The sequence below is a fragment of the uncultured Polaribacter sp. genome (assembly GCF_947501385.1).
In the GTDB taxonomy this organism is placed as follows: Bacteria; Bacteroidota; Bacteroidia; order Flavobacteriales; family Flavobacteriaceae; genus Polaribacter.
On sequence record NZ_CANMVP010000010.1, the window covers coordinates 54,923 to 71,532 of the forward strand.

The 16,610-nt window shown below is 34.5% G+C and carries 9 protein-coding genes; 1 reads left to right on the forward strand and 8 read right to left on the reverse strand.

What is annotated here, in order from left to right:
* Positions 1-102: 102 nt before the first annotated feature.
* The 7 genes from Q0998_RS08225 to Q0998_RS08255 form a co-directional block, all read right to left on the reverse strand.
* Complete coding sequence (locus Q0998_RS08225) at positions 103-2,394, reverse strand: right-handed parallel beta-helix repeat-containing protein (protein ID WP_299668716.1); 2,292 nt, start codon at positions 2,392-2,394, stop codon at positions 103-105.
* A gap of 54 nt (positions 2,395-2,448) precedes the next feature.
* Complete coding sequence (locus tag Q0998_RS08230) at positions 2,449-3,837, reverse strand: sulfatase-like hydrolase/transferase (RefSeq protein ID WP_299668718.1); 1,389 nt, start codon at positions 3,835-3,837, stop codon at positions 2,449-2,451.
* Positions 3,838-3,888: 51 nt separating this feature from the next.
* Entirely contained in the window at positions 3,889-5,286 is a 1,398-nt protein-coding gene (locus tag Q0998_RS08235; RefSeq protein ID WP_299668721.1) for a sulfatase-like hydrolase/transferase, read from the reverse strand.
* Between the two features lie 14 nt (positions 5,287-5,300).
* On the reverse strand, positions 5,301-5,831 hold the full coding sequence (locus Q0998_RS08240; RefSeq protein ID WP_299668723.1) for a hypothetical protein: 531 nt from the start codon (positions 5,829-5,831) through the stop codon (positions 5,301-5,303).
* Positions 5,832-5,837: 6 nt separating this feature from the next.
* Positions 5,838-6,179, reverse strand: coding sequence for a hypothetical protein (locus Q0998_RS08245; protein WP_299668725.1), 342 nt, complete (start codon positions 6,177-6,179; stop codon positions 5,838-5,840).
* A gap of 181 nt (positions 6,180-6,360) precedes the next feature.
* Entirely contained in the window at positions 6,361-7,554 is a 1,194-nt protein-coding gene (locus Q0998_RS08250; protein WP_299668728.1) for a redoxin family protein, read from the reverse strand.
* Positions 7,555-7,594: 40 nt separating this feature from the next.
* Positions 7,595-8,536 carry a family 43 glycosylhydrolase gene (locus Q0998_RS08255; RefSeq protein ID WP_299668731.1) on the reverse strand — a complete coding sequence of 314 codons (942 nt, stop codon included), beginning with the start codon at positions 8,534-8,536 and terminating at the stop codon, positions 7,595-7,597.
* A gap of 843 nt (positions 8,537-9,379) precedes the next feature.
* Here Q0998_RS08255 and Q0998_RS08260 point away from each other — a divergent pair.
* Positions 9,380-13,552: a hybrid sensor histidine kinase/response regulator transcription factor gene (locus Q0998_RS08260; RefSeq protein WP_299668734.1), complete on the forward strand. Its 4,173-nt coding sequence runs from the start codon at positions 9,380-9,382 to the stop codon at positions 13,550-13,552.
* A gap of 90 nt (positions 13,553-13,642) precedes the next feature.
* Here the strand turns inward: Q0998_RS08260 and Q0998_RS08265 are convergent, their stop codons facing one another.
* On the reverse strand, positions 13,643-16,039 hold the full coding sequence (locus Q0998_RS08265) for a glycoside hydrolase family 95-like protein (RefSeq protein WP_299668737.1): 2,397 nt from the start codon (positions 16,037-16,039) through the stop codon (positions 13,643-13,645).
* Between the last annotated feature and the right edge of the window lie 571 nt (positions 16,040-16,610).

Genomic DNA, 16,610 nt, shown 5'->3' on the forward strand with positions numbered 1-16,610 from the left:
TTATAAGAATGTCCAATCCAATCGGGTTCACATATTTAAATGCTCTCATAAGTCAACCTTTGAATTCTTAATTATTTCAAAAGATATCATCTGTACATACGTTTAATCGTATTTCAAAAATATGAGTCCGCAGTCATCAGCAAATACGCGCCCTTCGCCGTCTGTTGTTCTTCGAATAAATACAGTTGTACTCGTACTGGACGGACCGGTTTTAAAATTCAAGATCGAGCGGGCCCAATTCTGTGGGATGCCACGGTGTTTTCCAAAGGATGGACTAAGTGTCTCCATCTCTCCGTGATCACGTACACCTAATTCGGCCCGCTCATTATTTTCTGTCTTTAAAAATCCAGCAAATTCGTACCATGTGTTCGGTGTAAGTCCTTTAACAACCTGTGCGATTTCTGCATTTGGTCCTAGTTGCATACTGCTAACTCCCATCCGTAAGTTTGCTGTATCAGGCGTTATCTGTTTTTTACTTCCCAATTCAGGAGTAGCTTCGCCAGTCACTATAAACCAAGGCGAAAGGTGATCGCCATGTTCAAACGCTGTATTTTCAAGACGATTTCTGTGTAAAGGTTTTGATCTGGTTGTATCTACTTTGGGCGGGTTATCAAAGTCATGGCCTACCTTCCACTTGGGACCGTTAGTTTCATAAGCTCCAATATCTGGTGCTTTACCTTCAAAATCTTCATTTATATCCGCTAAAACAATACCTTTATCAATGGCAGCTGAGTTTTCTGGGAGGTACTTATGATCAATAAGATCCTTATAACCAATTAGATTATTACCCCATTCATAATTATCCGCAGTGATACTGGCAGATGCTGAAAAAATATTGTTGAAAAATCTACAACCATGCAAATCTGGAGGGTACTTATTTCCCCAAGCCGATTCAAATCCGTGCTGTTCTGCCGAAAAGGTATTGTTATAGATCAAGTGGTAGTACGCATAGTGATTAATATGAAGGGCTCCAAATCCTACACCCCAAACCACATTATGGTGCGAGATGATGTTCTGCGTGCCATGGTCATAATATAATCCCATGTCCAGATTTTCATCTAAATTATCGTGCAGCCAGTTGTATCGCACTTCAGAATTACCCCCTTCAATCACATTTCCGTAGGTTAAACCCAAATCACTGGTAAGCATTCCTGACTCACTCATGTCACAATATTGTATCAATGCTTTATGCATCCCTGCATAATCAATAACGGTTCGTCCACTACGTCTCAAAGTGCTATGGCTAATAACATTATTTGAGCCACGCAACTGCACGCAACTAGCGTATGTACCTATATAGTCGGTATCATGGATATAACTATTGATAACCTGATTTTTTTCTCCGTATAGTGCCACACCACATCCAGAGGTATAGGCAACTTCGCTGTTCCTTAGAACACAATGTTTTCCCATAATTGGAATGCCTTTATTGATTTGCTGTCCAAAATAGGTATTGGCCTGTGATGAATGATACGGGTAATATACTCTTAAACCGTCCATTTCAATATGGGAAGATTCCGTATTCATATTAATGGTTGCGCCCCGAATTTCTATGTTTTTAACATGAATAAATCCTTTGTCTTTAAGGTCAAAGGCATTCATCCGTTTTTTAACATAAATACTGCTATTGGGGGTTTTACCGTTAGAGCGATAAATATAAAGCGATTGGTCTTTTGTATCATAAAACCATTCCTTATCTGTGTCTAAAGCATCTTTACAACCAAACACAAAAAACTCTTCTCCCTCTTTTGTTACATGCCAACTGGTGCTTCCTTTGCCGGGAGCAATATTTTCAATTTCCAGCGAACCTTTGCCGAAGTCTATAACTTTCGTTGTCCAATTTCGCCAGTGGGCACCAGCATGTATCCAAACATGAGCCCCAGTGTAATCGTAATCCGGTAACCGGGAATCGAGAATATTTACTGGTGTTGTATTGGCATCCATGACGTCCAATGTTGGATTCAATAAATCTTCACCTGTATTGGGCCAACGTGCCTCTATCATCATTTTATCATTTATAAAGACTTGATTTTCATGATTAAGATTCATGTCTATTTTCGCCTTAAAGATATTTTTGGAATCTTTTTTCCAAAGATTAGATGGCACTTCATCTAGCCCTGTAATAATTACTTTATCATTTTTACTTAATGGCCGAAATACAATAGGGTTCGATTTTGTACCAGAATTTGCTGGTACAATTATTTCAGAATAAATACCACCTTTTATAAAACACACGTCACCAGGTTTCATGATGTCCGCCGCTTCCTGAATGGTCTTAAAAGGGGAATTCTTGCTGCCATTACCTGAATTGGCAGTATTACCATCGACATAATAATCCGTTGTATAGGTTATCTTTACAAGGAAAAAAAATATTAAAATGATTAGATTTTTCATATATACATAAGAGTTTAATAAGCTCTAAAACTTAATTTTCTATTATTTCTTTTTCTATTTCTTTCTATCTACTGAAATACAATTCTCATCTGGCTTTGAGGGCAATGTGTTTTCCCATGCATATAGTTTCTCTAACAATTGTTCTACGATGTCAGGATGCTTTGATGATACATCCACTGTTTCGGCCCAATCGCGTGCCACATCATATAATTCGGTTCTGAGGGAATCTTTATTGGTAATTAATTTCCAACGACCATCACGAATGCCATGTTTTGGCCAGATAAATTCACGTAATTTAGGTCCTTCCCATTCCCAATAAATAGGTTTTGTTCTTTTGAAATCTTCTCCTTTAATAGCAACAAGTGCACTTTCTCCATCCGGTTTATAATCATTGGGTAATTCCAATCCTGCAATCTCCAAAAAAGTAGGTAATAAATCTACAGCGGTTACTACCGAAGTTGAATCACGTTTACCCTGGGGAGCTACCCCTGGCCACCGTACTATAAAAGGGACACGTACACCACCTGCATAAAGTGATCTTTTTTCTCCTTTTAAGCCTCCGGTCTCTCCTACCGAATAATACTCCCCATAGCCTCCTTTTAAAAACTGATCCTCATCTTCTCTCATATATTCAGGCCCATTATCAGAAGAAAATATAACGAGCGTATTATCATCAATATTTAACTCTTTTAGCAAATTTAAAATAGAACCAACACCTGCATCACCTTCAGCAACAATAGAGGCATAAACCTGTTTTCGCTCCTCTAAATCCTTAAATTTTTGCAAATATTCTTCACGAGGATAAAATGGTGTATGGGTTTCATGTATCCACACATTCATAAAAAAAGTAGTGTCCCGGTTTTTCTTGATAAAATCAAGTGCCCGTGGAATACTTTCTTCATAATTAATTTTTTCTTTTCCCGGCACGTTGAAGGATGCATACTCATCTATACCATATTTTGTAGGCAAAGGCGCATCACTGGCTCTATTATCTGCAAGATGCCATTTCCCAAAATGGCCTGTTTTATATCCCGCTTGTTTTAATAATTTAGGCAGCATGGGTGCATTTGGGTCTAGCCAATCGGGCATACCATTTTCAATTTGATGCTCTAGTCTTCCAAAATGTCTGTGAATAGCATATCTGGCCGGGTAATGCCCAGTCATAACTGCCACCCTACTAGGGGAACATACAGGGTTGTTTACGGTAAAGTTTTGAAAGTCGATACCTTCGCTTGCCATTTTATCAAGATTTGGGGTTTCTACAAAAGTACTTCCATGTATTCCTAAGTCGCCATATCCCCAATCATCGGCAAAAATGAAGATAATATTAGGTTGTTTTTCAATATTGGCGTTTTTCGTGTTATCTGTACTGCTCTTACATGACAGTAATGTGAGCATCAATACTAAATTAATATATAAATTCTTCATTAAGATGTATTTCATTTTTTATGACTTTTAACTATGGAAACACAATTTTTATAATCACACATAAATCTATTTTTCTTGTTTAATTGATTCTCTTTCCTTAGAAAAACAAACAGGTGGTGATGTTGGTAATGTCGCTTGAAAAATGTGTATTTTTTCCATCATGGCAACAACTCGCTCTGAATTTTCAGCAGATACATCGTGTTGTTCTGCCCAATCCGTGCTTATATTGTATAACTCGGTTCTGTTCAATTTCTCATTGGTTAAAAGTTTCCAATTTTCCTCTTGCATACCAGCACTTGGCCAAAAATCGGTTCGTTTAGAAGAAAATCTCCAATCCCAATATATTGGCTTTTTACGATTAAATTCCTTTCCTTTTATCAATGACGCTATACTTTCGCCATCTGGTTCATAGTCTTTTGGTAAAGTTGCTTCTGCTAATTCTAAAAAAGTGGGCAGCAAATCTACTGTTGCCAATGCTGTAGTTTTATCTACACTACCAGCTTTAACAACACCAGGCCATCTTACTATAAAGGGAATTCTTATACCTCCTGCAAACAAAGAGCGCTTTTGCCCTTTTAAGCCAGCTGTTTCTCCCACAGAATAATAGGTTCCGAGACCTGGACCAGTAGAGGCGTCATCTATAGTTTTACCTTTACCTGTAATTTCAGGACCATTATCTGAAGAGAAAATGACTAGGGTATTTTTGTCAATACCCAATTCTTTGAGCACTGCAAACAATTCACCAATACGGTCATCGTATTCCGCTATTACAGCCGCATAAACTTGTTGTTGTTCGTTTAAATGTGAAAACCGTTCCATGTATTTATCCTTAGGATAATGAGGTGTGTGTGTTGCATGAATCCAGACATTTACAAAAAAAGGGTTATCCTTATTTCGTTTTACAAAATCGATTGTTTTATACAAGGTAGAGTCCGCGTCCATCTGATGGCGTTCACCGGGTAAATTAAATGCCCCATAGTCATCATAACCGTAAGCTAAAGGTGAAGGGCCATCTTTTACATGGTCATTAGACAAATGCCATTTACCATAATGAGCCGTGGTATAGCCAGCATTTTTTAACATCCTGGGTAACATTGGGGCTTTTGGGTCTAACCAATCGGGCATATTCCGTTTGATGTGGGATGCTACGGAAGCAAAATGCCCGTGAACTGAATGTCTTGCTGGAAATTGACCAGTCATTACACCTACTCTACTAGGCGAACAGACAGGATTAACAACAGAAACATTTTGAAAATCTATACCTTCTGATGCCATTTTATCAAGATTTGGTGTCTTGCAAAAAGTGCTGCCATGAATTCCCAAATCTCCAAAACCCCAATCATCGGCAAAAATGAAGATGATATTGGGGCGCTCGGAACTTTCAACATTCTGTTCCTTTTCCTGACTGTTTTTACAAGTTACCGTAAAGGCCAAGATTAATAAACCGATGAACAAATTCTTCATTATACGTTATTTTATTATTTATTTACACTTTTTTTATATTGATTGAAGCGTTCCCGAATCGTCTCAACTGTAGGGCATGTAATTGGTTTGACTCCTATTACATCACTTATTACACTAGCAACCTCTATCCCTTGCAAACGCGAGCCTTCAGCTTTAAAATGCACGTTTCCAGGACGTACAGCAAATTTTTCCAAAACTGGAATCGAAAACTTATATAAGTCGTTTATTATAATGTCTTTGTGGTCATTTATCACTTTTAAAGCTATGGTATTATATTGTTTTGCGTCACCAGCGTTCCTCCCTGGTTCACCTTCTGGCACTGGTGTTGTAGTGGCAAATATTAACTTTGCCTTTGGATAATTTGTTTTTAAATAGTTAATTATAGAGCGAAGGTTGTTTTCATAAGTTTCCAAAGAAGATACCTGTTTACCATTTTGTTTATCAAGCTTTCCATCAACTACATATTTAAGGTCATGAAGTCCAACATTAAAATGGATAACATCCCACTCAAAATCCCAGCCTTGGGATAGATAAGGTTGAAACATAGCATGTCACATGGTTTCCATTTTTTGGATAAACTCATTGCTTGAAGTACCATTTTCGTGTAAGCGAAATACGCAAGCTTTATCTTCTAAAAAAGCCCTTACATATTCAGTATATGCAATAGATATAGAGTCTCCATAAATAAATACCTTTGGTAAGGAGTCTGTAGGTTCAATATATCTAAACTGGTATCTTTCTGTTGCAAATTTGCATAAATTATACCAAGCTTTCTTGCATTTATCGCATCCTTCATTTATGATTTGACCAATTGACTCCCAAGGAAAAAACAACAAACAAGCGATGCCTGCTAGGGTTTTTATTGTATCTCTTCTTGATAAACTACTGCTCATATCGAAAATTTTAATAGCGGCTTAAAAAAGTGATGGATTTTTCAACTAACAACATATAATTTGCGCTGATATGCTGAAGCTCCAGACAACTACTCTTTTTTGAAAGTGCTACTTTCTGGTAATATGGATATCATCTTTTATAAATTCAGATGGTACTTTTTGATATTGTCCTAAAAAATGATTATCTATATCTTCGAATCAAATCATGGTCTACAATGGCCCTTCTCAACTCAAGCATCTCAACTTCTCCCTGATGCGCATAGACTTTTTTGCCACCTGGCTCCACCAACAAGGTGTATGGAAGTGCTCCGCTCCATTTAGGGTCTACCAATTCTATAAGTTCGTATAAATCATCTTGTGAATATATATAGTTCTCAACTGCTGCTTGTTCTTCTTTTAAGAACTTAAAAACCTTATCTTTTATATCCATTTTATCAACAGAAAGTGAGACAAATTGAAAATCCTTCTTACCGTACATTCTTTGTAATGTCACCAAATCTGGAAATTCTCTAACACAAGGCCCACACCATGTAGCCCAAACATTAATTAACTTTAATTTTTCAGTGTTATTTGCCAATAGTTCTTTGACGCCTTCATTATCAATGTCATTTAAAATGACTTCACGACTGGCCCATTCCTCATCTATGGCCTTGGAATTTTCTGCTTTCCAGGACCATTTGGTAGAACAACCGATCGACTTGGTAACGGGGTTGCTGACCTCTTTTCCCGCCAGCAGTTCCTCAACAGCTCGTATCAAATCTTCAGATTTGCCCACACCCTGCCTTTGATCGGCATCGATCCGCCCTTGGTAGCGAAGCTTTCTTTCCTTGTCCAAAATAAAGATGTGAGGGGTGGCCATGGCACCGTATGCCAGGGATGCCTCCTGCAGGTCACCGTCGTACAGATAGGGAAAATTGAACCCTCTGTGCCCGGCCCTTATTTTCATGTCCTCATAGGAATCACCGACATCGGACCATGAATGTTCTGCATACATTAGGCCCAACGGGCTTGCAGAATTAATGGCAACTACGGCCACGCCTTTGTCCTTATATTCTTTTGTAAACTCTATCATTCTTGTCTCATAGGCCTGGGACGTAGGACAGTGGTTGCACGTGAAAATAAGCACGACGACTTCTGCATCTTCAAAATCTTTCAAGCTTACAAATTCCCCTTTCAGATTTGGTAAGCTGAAATCTGGAGCATCTGAACCTATGGCGAGGGTCTCAACGTCCCGTTTTTCGATCCTTACCGGATTGGCCACAAATCCTTCTTCACTTGTGTCCTGGGCAATTGTTTGTTTTTTATCGGCATCCTTACATGATGAAAACATGATCAGCAATGCTGAAAAAAGAAGCACAATTTTTTTAGTGGTCATTTTATTATTGTTTTTATTAGTTAGAATATCAGTTAAAATTTTATTTATCAGTTATGCTTAAAGGTTTTGCCTTGTAGTCAGGATCCAGCGTATAAACAATGGGCTGAATGGTGCCATCAGGGTTAAAGGTCATTTTTTCAAAACAGGTGGATTGACGAAAAAAAGAACCGTTGTTTACATCACCACGATGATAGAAAAAATACCATTGCCCTTTAAATTCTATCACAGAGGCATGGTTAGGTGAATCTGGGGAATTTTCCGCTAGCACCCCTTTAAATGTTGCATATTGTGGCAAGGGATTATCTGCCATCCAATATTCGGTATTTGGACCTACACTCGCATGAAAATAATAGATGCCATTTCGTTTAAAAACATGGGTGCCTTCTTTTACTACTTTTTCGCTCAATCTAACCCAATCTCCATCAAGTTCAGTCATATTGTCCTTAAGCTTTGCTCCCATGATATACGTTCCTGGCTCTCCTATATCTACTTTATGGTCATTACCATAAATATAGGCCTGTCCATCGTCATCAACAATCACGGTCGGATCGAATATGCTAGTTATCTTGTTAGTAACCGCTGCTTCCCAAGGGCCTTCGGGATTGCGGCTTTTGGCAACGCCAATGTGGGTCTTGTCATAAGGAAAATAGAAATAATACCAACCATCTTTATATGCCACATCGGCAGCATTCATTTGTCCGTCTGCCCAAGCGTATTCTCGTGGTTTTAATACTACTCCATGATTCACCCAATTGATCATATCTTCCGTTTCCAACACCACATAATCTTTCATAGTTCCATAATTGGTGGCGTCTGGCTGGTTACGGGAACAGTACACATAAACCTTATCGTTGTATACCTCAGCTGCGGGGAATGCGGTATAAGCAAAGTCAGAGTTAGTATCCCAAAGGATGGGATTTTGAGCACACAATAATTTGCTTAAAGTCAGCAAAAAAATAGGTAAAAAAATCCGTTTTTTCATCTTTTTATAATTTTATGTTATACCATAGATCTGAAAAGTTTAAAAATAATTGTTTTTTTAATTGACGAATACACATCCATAACAAAAACTACGTAGTTCGTTCTTATGATAAACACAAATTTAAATTAAGAAGCTTACATCACTGCTCTCTTATCAATCTTTTTATTGCTCTAATCGTGGAAAAAGAGGGTAGCTGATACTTTTAAAATCCCTAAACCATCCAAAAAATAAATTCTTTTTCAACACATAGTCACTTACAACAAATATTCAAATTTAAAATCTAATTTTTTATTTTCACAAGAACAAGAGTTGATTTGTAGCATTGACAAATCATTAGAGGTAATATGTATCTATGTCAATCTACTATATATAATTTAAAAATCTACATAAATGAACAAGATTAGAGTTTATTAAACCAAGTGTTATAATCTCATAAATTACAAATCATAATTAAGATATTTTGTTTAGTTTTCTAAACAAAATAGGTATTACAATGTTTAAATTAGATATAAACATACAAATTTTAAACATTTATAACTTTCCTTTAAAATTGTAAATTTACACTCGATGAAAATTAGATAACTTAACCAAATGAACGGCACAAAGGTTTTTCAAATAAAAACAAATAAGTACCAATAAAGTTATAGAACCACTCCTTTTACAAAAGAAAATAAACCAAAAATTACCCTTAGCATATTTAAAATATAAAACCTATATTGAATAACTAAATGTTTTTATCCTGTTTTTGGTTCAGAATACAATCGTTTCAACGTTTTTGTTACACTGATTTATTTACCTTCGTTGGCAACTATTGCCAATAAAGCTATTCTATAAAGAAAAAATATGATGAATAAACCAATACATTTTATTTTATTGACATTTTTGATATGTCTTATTTTACCCTGTACTTTTGTATTAGAAGCACAAAACTTTGAACGCTTTTCAAATAAAGAAGGCTTTAACCAAAATACAATAAATGCTATTTCTCAAGATCGCTATGGATTTTTATGGTTTGGCACACCCAATGGTTTGATAAAATATGACGGTTATGAGTTTGAAACCTACACTACACAAACGAAAACAAATGGAACCATTTCCAGCAATCATATCACAAGTCTATTCAATGATGTGGATGGTGTATTGTGGATTGGCACCAATGCTGGAATGAACATTTATGTACCTTGGCTTGAAAAATTTTATACCATACCACTTGCTTCAAAATTAGATGTTAGCCATATCTGTTCCGGACCAAATGGCGCTATTTGGTTTTCAGGCGAAAATAAGTTATATGTTTGTACTATTACAGATGTTGTTAAAGGTATTTTTCAAGTTTCAGATAATTTATTAGATTCTTACAGAGATATATCAAGTATCAATCAATTTAGTTTTTCCAATATTAACTCGTTAATTTTAGCCACTTCAAAAAGTCTAAATGAAGTCTATTTTAATAAAGACTCTATTGGTATCCATTCAAAAATTGAAAGGATTGTGAGTTTTGAAAATTTTGAAGGAAGCAATGTTACTTCTGTAAAAACTATAAAAAACAATCTCTGGATAGGAACCTACGATGGCTTATTTAAAACTAGTTTTGAGAACAGCCAGATACATGTTCATCGTAAGTACAATATCATTAAAAATGATTCACAATTATCTTTAAAAATAAATACGATTTTCGAAGACAATAATGGTGCTATTTGGATTGGCACTAGAGAGTCTGGTCTTTTAAAATATATAGAAAGTGAAGACAAATTTAAAAATTACACCTACAACCCTAAAGATGACCTAGGTTTAAGCAGCAATCATATTAATGCTATATTTCAAGATAATTATGATGTTTTATGGATTGGCACAGCCCAAGGAGGTCTTAATAAATTAGATATTACCCAAAAGCAATTTATTAATTATTCAAAAAACCCTTACGACAAACAGTCAATAACCGATAATTTAATTACTTCCATTTTAGAGGATAGTACTGGTAAACTATGGGTTGCTACCTACAATAAGGATTTATTTAGAAGCACTCATAAAATAAATAACAAAACGGCTCTTGATATTAAGTTTGAAAACCTATCCAAACAACTTGACTTATTAGGTTCCAAAAACATTATAAAATATCTTTACGAAGACAAAAAAGGATACATCTGGATTGGCACGGAATTAAACATGATGGTGTACAATCCAACAACACAAGGTTTTAAAAATGTTATTTTACAAGAGAACGGAAAAACTATTTCAACAGAAGTAAACCGCTGTATTCTACAAATAGATGACAATACATTGATTTTTGTGGGTGATGCAATAACAGTTATAGAGAATCCGTGGTCTATTATACGAAATACTGCTAATCCTAAAATAGAGGTAAAAACAAATTTTGATATTGATTCTAGACTTGTTTATCAAACGATACTAAAAGATTCAAAACAAAAATTATGGTTTGGCACCAGTAATGGTTTGTATTATGGAAATTTTGATGGTAAAAAAATCAATATAGAAAATTATATTTCAGACGAAGGAAATAACAAATTAAAACTAAGCTATTCAAATGTTTTTTCTTTGCACGAAGACCACCAAGGACATATTTGGGTAGGAACCTTTGGGGGCGGCTTAAACAAAATAATCTTAGACAATAATGGATTGCCCAAAAAAATAGAATATTTTAGAAAAAACGATCTTCTTCCAGATGATGCGATATACGGTATTCTACAGAAAAACGACCCCAACTTATGGATCAGTACCGATATGGGGTTATTAAAATTTAATACCAACACTAATAATGTAGACGTTTTTGATGTTAGAGATGGTTTGGCGCAAAACAATTTTAGACAAGCCGCTTATTTCAAAGGTAAATCAGGGTATTTTTATTTTGGAGGATTGAATGGACTCACCCTTTTTAAACCTGAAAATATTCAATTGAATACAACACCTCCAAAAATTATAATTACATCACTACTTATAAATAATAAAGTGATAAAAATTGGAGAAAAGTTAAATAGGAAGGTCATTCTTGAAAAATCCATTTCAGAAACACAAAGCATTGCTGTTAGCCAAAACGAGCAAACGCTAGCCTTTCAATTGGTAGTTGAGCATACTTCTACCCCCTCTAAAAACAAGCTGGCCTATAAATTAGAAGGCTTTAATGACACTTGGATTGAAGAACAAACAGGCAAAAAAACCGTAACTTATACCAACCTTTCTGCTGCAGACTACGTTTTTAAAATAAAGGCTGCCAACGCTGATGGTGTATGGAGCCCTGAAATAAAAAGTTTAAACGTTACTATTTTGCCTCCTTGGTACCAAACCTGGTGGAGCTATTTACTCTTTTTTATATTGGCCGTTTTAATTTGTTTAGGAATTATTATATATTTTGTTCAGCATGAAAAACTCAAACAGCGATTAAAGTATGAACAACTTGATAAAGAGCGCCTAGACACCATAAACCAAGGGAAATTTAGATACTTTACCAATATATCACATGAATTCCGTACACCTTTAACACTAATTTCAGGGCCTTTAGAGCATATTATATCTGTTAATAAAGACCCTGGCAACACAAAATATTTAGCCATAATTGAAAAAAATACAAAACGCCTTTTGAGCTTAATAGACCAATTAATAACCTTTAGAAAAGCAGAACAAGGTCATATTGATTTAAATTTTAACCAAAACACCTTGGGTGGCTTTATTTATCCAACCACAGAGGCTTTTGAAAATTATGCTACAGAAAAAAACATAAATTTCTTTTACAAGGTGAACTCACCTAATGAACCCATTGTTATTGATACTGAAAAAGTAGAGCGTATTCTTTTCAATTTGCTGTCCAACGCCTTTAAAAATACACCAGCAAATGGCAGTATAAGCATAGAATCAGATATTGTATATGTTTCTGGAACTAAAATGATACAAATAGATGTTATTGACAACGGTAAAGGTATTCCTGCCAAAGATTTAGATCATATTTTCGAACGTTTTTATCAATTAGGAAATAAAGAGGAACATATAAGTGGTGGTGGTGTAGGGCTGGCATTTTGTAAATCACTTATCAATTTACTAGAAGGCGACATTTCAGTAAAAAGTGAGCCTTTTGTCGAAACGAGATTTTCTGTTTTAATTCCTACAGGCAATATTGAAGATTATAATGATATAGAAGTCAATACCAATACAAAATCGTTCATTAAAAACTGGGTACCACTTTCTACTGAATATAAAAATGAAACTTTAAATAATGTTGCTATTGACCAACTAAAAGAACATCATTTATTAATAGTAGAAGACGAAGAAGATGTTCAAAATTTTTTAGTAAGCACATTGTCTGAAATTTACAACATTACCATAGCCAATAATGGGTTTGATGGCTTAGAAAAAATAAAAACCAAAGAGCCTACTTTGATAATTAGTGATGTTATGATGCCTGAAATGGATGGATTTGCTTTTTGTAAAGAAATTAAATCGAACCCCGAAACTTGTCACCTTCCTGTGCTCCTGTTAACAGCACTAGGTACCAATGAAGATACTATAAAAGGCTTAGAATTTGGTGCAGATGAGTATGTAAGCAAACCATTCTCTATAGAAGTATTAAAACTACGTATAAAAAAACTTATTGATAACAATATTAAGATAAAGCAACACTTCATAAAAAACAGTTCACTGCCTAAAATGGGCATTGAATTGTCTACAAGAGATCAAGATTTTCTCAACAAGACCATTGAAATTATGGAAGCGAATATCTCTAATTCTAATTTTGGGGTAGAAGAGTTTTCTTCAGAAATGAATTTAAGTACTTCACATTTTTATAGGCGGTTAAAACAACTTACAGGGCAAATTCCCAATGCTTATTTACGCAATTTTAGACTGCAGCGTGCTGCTAAATTATTGAATAAAAATGATGGTTTGAATATTTCTGAAGTCATGTATCAAATTGGTATTGAATCTAACTCCTATTTTTCTACATCCTTTAAAAAGTTACATGGAGTTTCTCCTTCGGAGTTTTTAAAAAGAGATTTTACTAATCAATCTTAATTTACGCACCTTTCCAATTCTTGCAAAAAATAAGTAAATATTTGATTGAATATAGAATTACTGCTATAAAAAAAATATGTTTATACATAACTAATTATTTTGAAAAGACGAATAATATTGATGCCCTGGTAATCTTTCGGTTCTAGAGCCATAACCAAATAAATTTATTTCTTCTTCGCTTTTGGGTAACTCTTCAATAGTAAGATTTACTTTGCTTATTTCTTTTGAAGTGATGATTACAGATTCATTTGCTTTCAAATCAATAGTATAAAAATCGCTTTTATCCTTTTTCATTGAAATAGGCTTTCCGTTGATATAAAACTTAGGATTTTCAATATCTGTCTGTACTTTACACGTATTTCCTTTTAAACTCTTTACAGATACAAATTCTGTTACCCCATTTACTTTTTTAGCACTGACTAAAAATGCACCTTGAGTTCTTAAATCATGAAATGCAACATCTTTCCATTTTTTTGGACTTGCAGGAAATACTCTGATTTTATCTCCCCAACTTTGAAGTAGCATATCATGTAAGCTTGTTGCAAACGATAAAGGGCTTTCAATAACCGGTTGACTTTTTACTTCTGCATACATTGTTGTTGAAGAAATATTTTTATGCTTAATTAAAAAATCAAGATAATAATATGCTTTTTCAGAATCTCCTAAACAGGCGTACATAGAAGAAGCTCCCGTTGCTGTATAACCTGTAACTTTCATTGCTTTTGTGCCTATATCACTGTTAAAAGTGACATCCAGCCAATGATCAAGTGAGGTGCGTAATAATTTTTTATCTGCTGCTTCCTCTGGAGTAATTACCATTAAAGGATAAAAAGCCAATAAGTGCGAATAATGACGGTGTGGTATCGAAAAAGGAATATCCTTACCTATTCTAAGTCCGTTTTTATCTATTTGAAATTCTACTAAATTATCTAATACATATTGCCACTCCTTTAGTAATGGATCATTTAAATCGTGTTGGTTATTTATATCAATTAACGTTTGGCAACTCCAACGAATTAAGGCTAAAGTGAAATTAATATCTTGTCCACGACCTGGTTTATATTCTGGAGACCAACTGTATTTTATATGAATTTTTCCGTCTTTAGAATCAACAGGATTATCCTTTATGTAATTCAAATAACTATTTACTGTCTTTTTTAATATAGGAAATAATTTGTCGCGCATACGATCATCATCGCCAGCAAATTTACAATGCAACCAATAATCATTTAACATCCACGCTAGCATATCAGGTACTTTTGCACCATTATGAGCTATCATATCTTGTGGTAATAATGCTGCAACGGCGGCACTATTTTTCCAGTGTGCTGGAACGTTTCCCTCTAAATTTTGTGTGTACTTATCAATATTATTTGGTAAAGATTCGCCAATAGACATCCTGTTTGCTGTTAGGTGTGTCCAATAGATTAACTGCACATTCAAATCGCCCCAAACCATAGGCCAAAAGGTTCTATTATACCATGGTCCCATTAAGTCTAAAATGGGTCCATTGCCTCTAGATGCAGATGCTAATTTGTACATTTGTATCCAATAGAACGATTCTTTTTCAGCATCGTTAATAGTCAAAAAACTCAATGGATAATAATTATGCCACCATTTTTGATGGGAAGAAACAAAACTATTTTCTTCTATTAGCTTTTCTGCAGTTTCCAAATTTTTAGTTACAATTTCTAAAGAATTATGTTCAGGATAACTATGATGAACGCTAGTAATTAACTGCTGTTTCCCTAAAGGATTACCTGTAACTTTCCATCCTGTTGTAGTTTCTCCTCTATTATCAAACAAGGGTTGATAACAAAAATCATAACCGTTTTTTGAACTAAATATGGGTTTGGGAGGCATTACTAAATGTGTTGCACGCATTTTATCCCAAGTTTCTCCTTTTGGTCCTCCTCCTTTTTTAAGCACCTCGTATACTGGAGGTATTGGTGCTTCAGGATGCCATGTGATTTCTATTTTTTCGTTATTACTTGCGTCAGTTTCAAAATAGATAACATCTTTTTCACTGTGTGTAAAACCTTTAATTTTATAAGTCCCTTTTGATGTGGTAACTGTTCCTGTTAATTCAGCATTCCATAAACTTAGATGCATATCAACTCCAGTTACTTTTCCTTCAGAAATCAAATTAAAATGACCCAATGGTAATCTACTGCGTTTTATCCATAGCATTTCTTCAGCTTTTGTTTTGGCTTCCCTGTGGTCATAATAATCGTGTCTCCCAACGTAAACGGACATCACATTATCACCTTCTTTTTTTGTTTGATAAAAGAGAAAACCAACATTTCCATTGCCAGTATATGGAGCCGTTTGCCACTTATCTGGAACTATATCCCAGAACATATCGTGCTTAGATAGAAAAGATTCGTAATCAACTTTAAAATCGATTTCTTTATTTTGTGAAAAAGATTGAATCGAAAAAAGCATAGCACTAAAACAAACTAATAATTTAAATTTTAAACCAAACATTGAAAATATTTTTTTTTAAAATAAAGTTACAAAATCGAACTACTTTTTTAAATTTTTAAAGCACAGTATAAAAATAGCTCTAGCAATTTAATTCTAATTGCTCTAATTCATCAAAACGTTGTTGTAAACTGTCTATTTAAAATTTTAACTTCTGGTAACTGTATAATACAAAATTCTATGCAATCTTTTATCATCAAAATAGGTTAATATATTTAATCATTTCCTCTCTTATAACCTGAGTTCGATTAATAAATTATTGATTATCAATTGTTCACCCCCCTCCTGCAAGGTTTTGAAAATCTTGTAGGTCTATTTTGTTCAAACTCATACCTACAAGGTTAAACTAAAACCTTGCAGGATATAAAAAACAAATACCCTTCATTAAAAATCAACACATTACATTTTAAATATTAATCGAACTGAGGTTTATAAACAAAAAGAGGCATAATGAGCAAGTAATAGATTGATAACAGAAAAAGGCAAATCCAAAATTTTAATATTTTGGTATAAAGAAGTAAGCTTTTTTTAAAAAATTCCTTTTTACTAAATATTTAAAATAAAAGTACAGTTA

Excerpts from the sequence above, each read along its gene's own strand:
- Q0998_RS08225 (WP_299668716.1), bottom strand. The coding sequence starts at position 2,394 with ATGAAAAATCTAATCATTTTAATATTTTTTTTCCTTGTAAAGATAACC.
- Q0998_RS08265 (WP_299668737.1), bottom strand. The coding sequence starts at position 16,039 with ATGTTTGGTTTAAAATTTAAATTATTAGTTTGTTTTAGTGCTATGCTT.
- Q0998_RS08245 (WP_299668725.1), bottom strand. The coding sequence starts at position 6,179 with ATGAGCAGTAGTTTATCAAGAAGAGATACAATAAAAACCCTAGCAGGC.
- Q0998_RS08240 (WP_299668723.1), bottom strand. The coding sequence starts at position 5,831 with ATGTTTCAACCTTATCTATCCCAAGGCTGGGATTTTGAGTGGGATGTT.
- Q0998_RS08235 (WP_299668721.1), bottom strand. The coding sequence starts at position 5,286 with ATGAAGAATTTGTTCATCGGTTTATTAATCTTGGCCTTTACGGTAACT.
- Q0998_RS08260 (WP_299668734.1), top strand. The coding sequence starts at position 9,380 with ATGATGAATAAACCAATACATTTTATTTTATTGACATTTTTGATATGT.
- Q0998_RS08230 (WP_299668718.1), bottom strand. The coding sequence starts at position 3,837 with ATGAAATACATCTTAATGAAGAATTTATATATTAATTTAGTATTGATG.
- Q0998_RS08255 (WP_299668731.1), bottom strand. The coding sequence starts at position 8,536 with ATGAAAAAACGGATTTTTTTACCTATTTTTTTGCTGACTTTAAGCAAA.
- Q0998_RS08250 (WP_299668728.1), bottom strand. The coding sequence starts at position 7,554 with ATGACCACTAAAAAAATTGTGCTTCTTTTTTCAGCATTGCTGATCATG.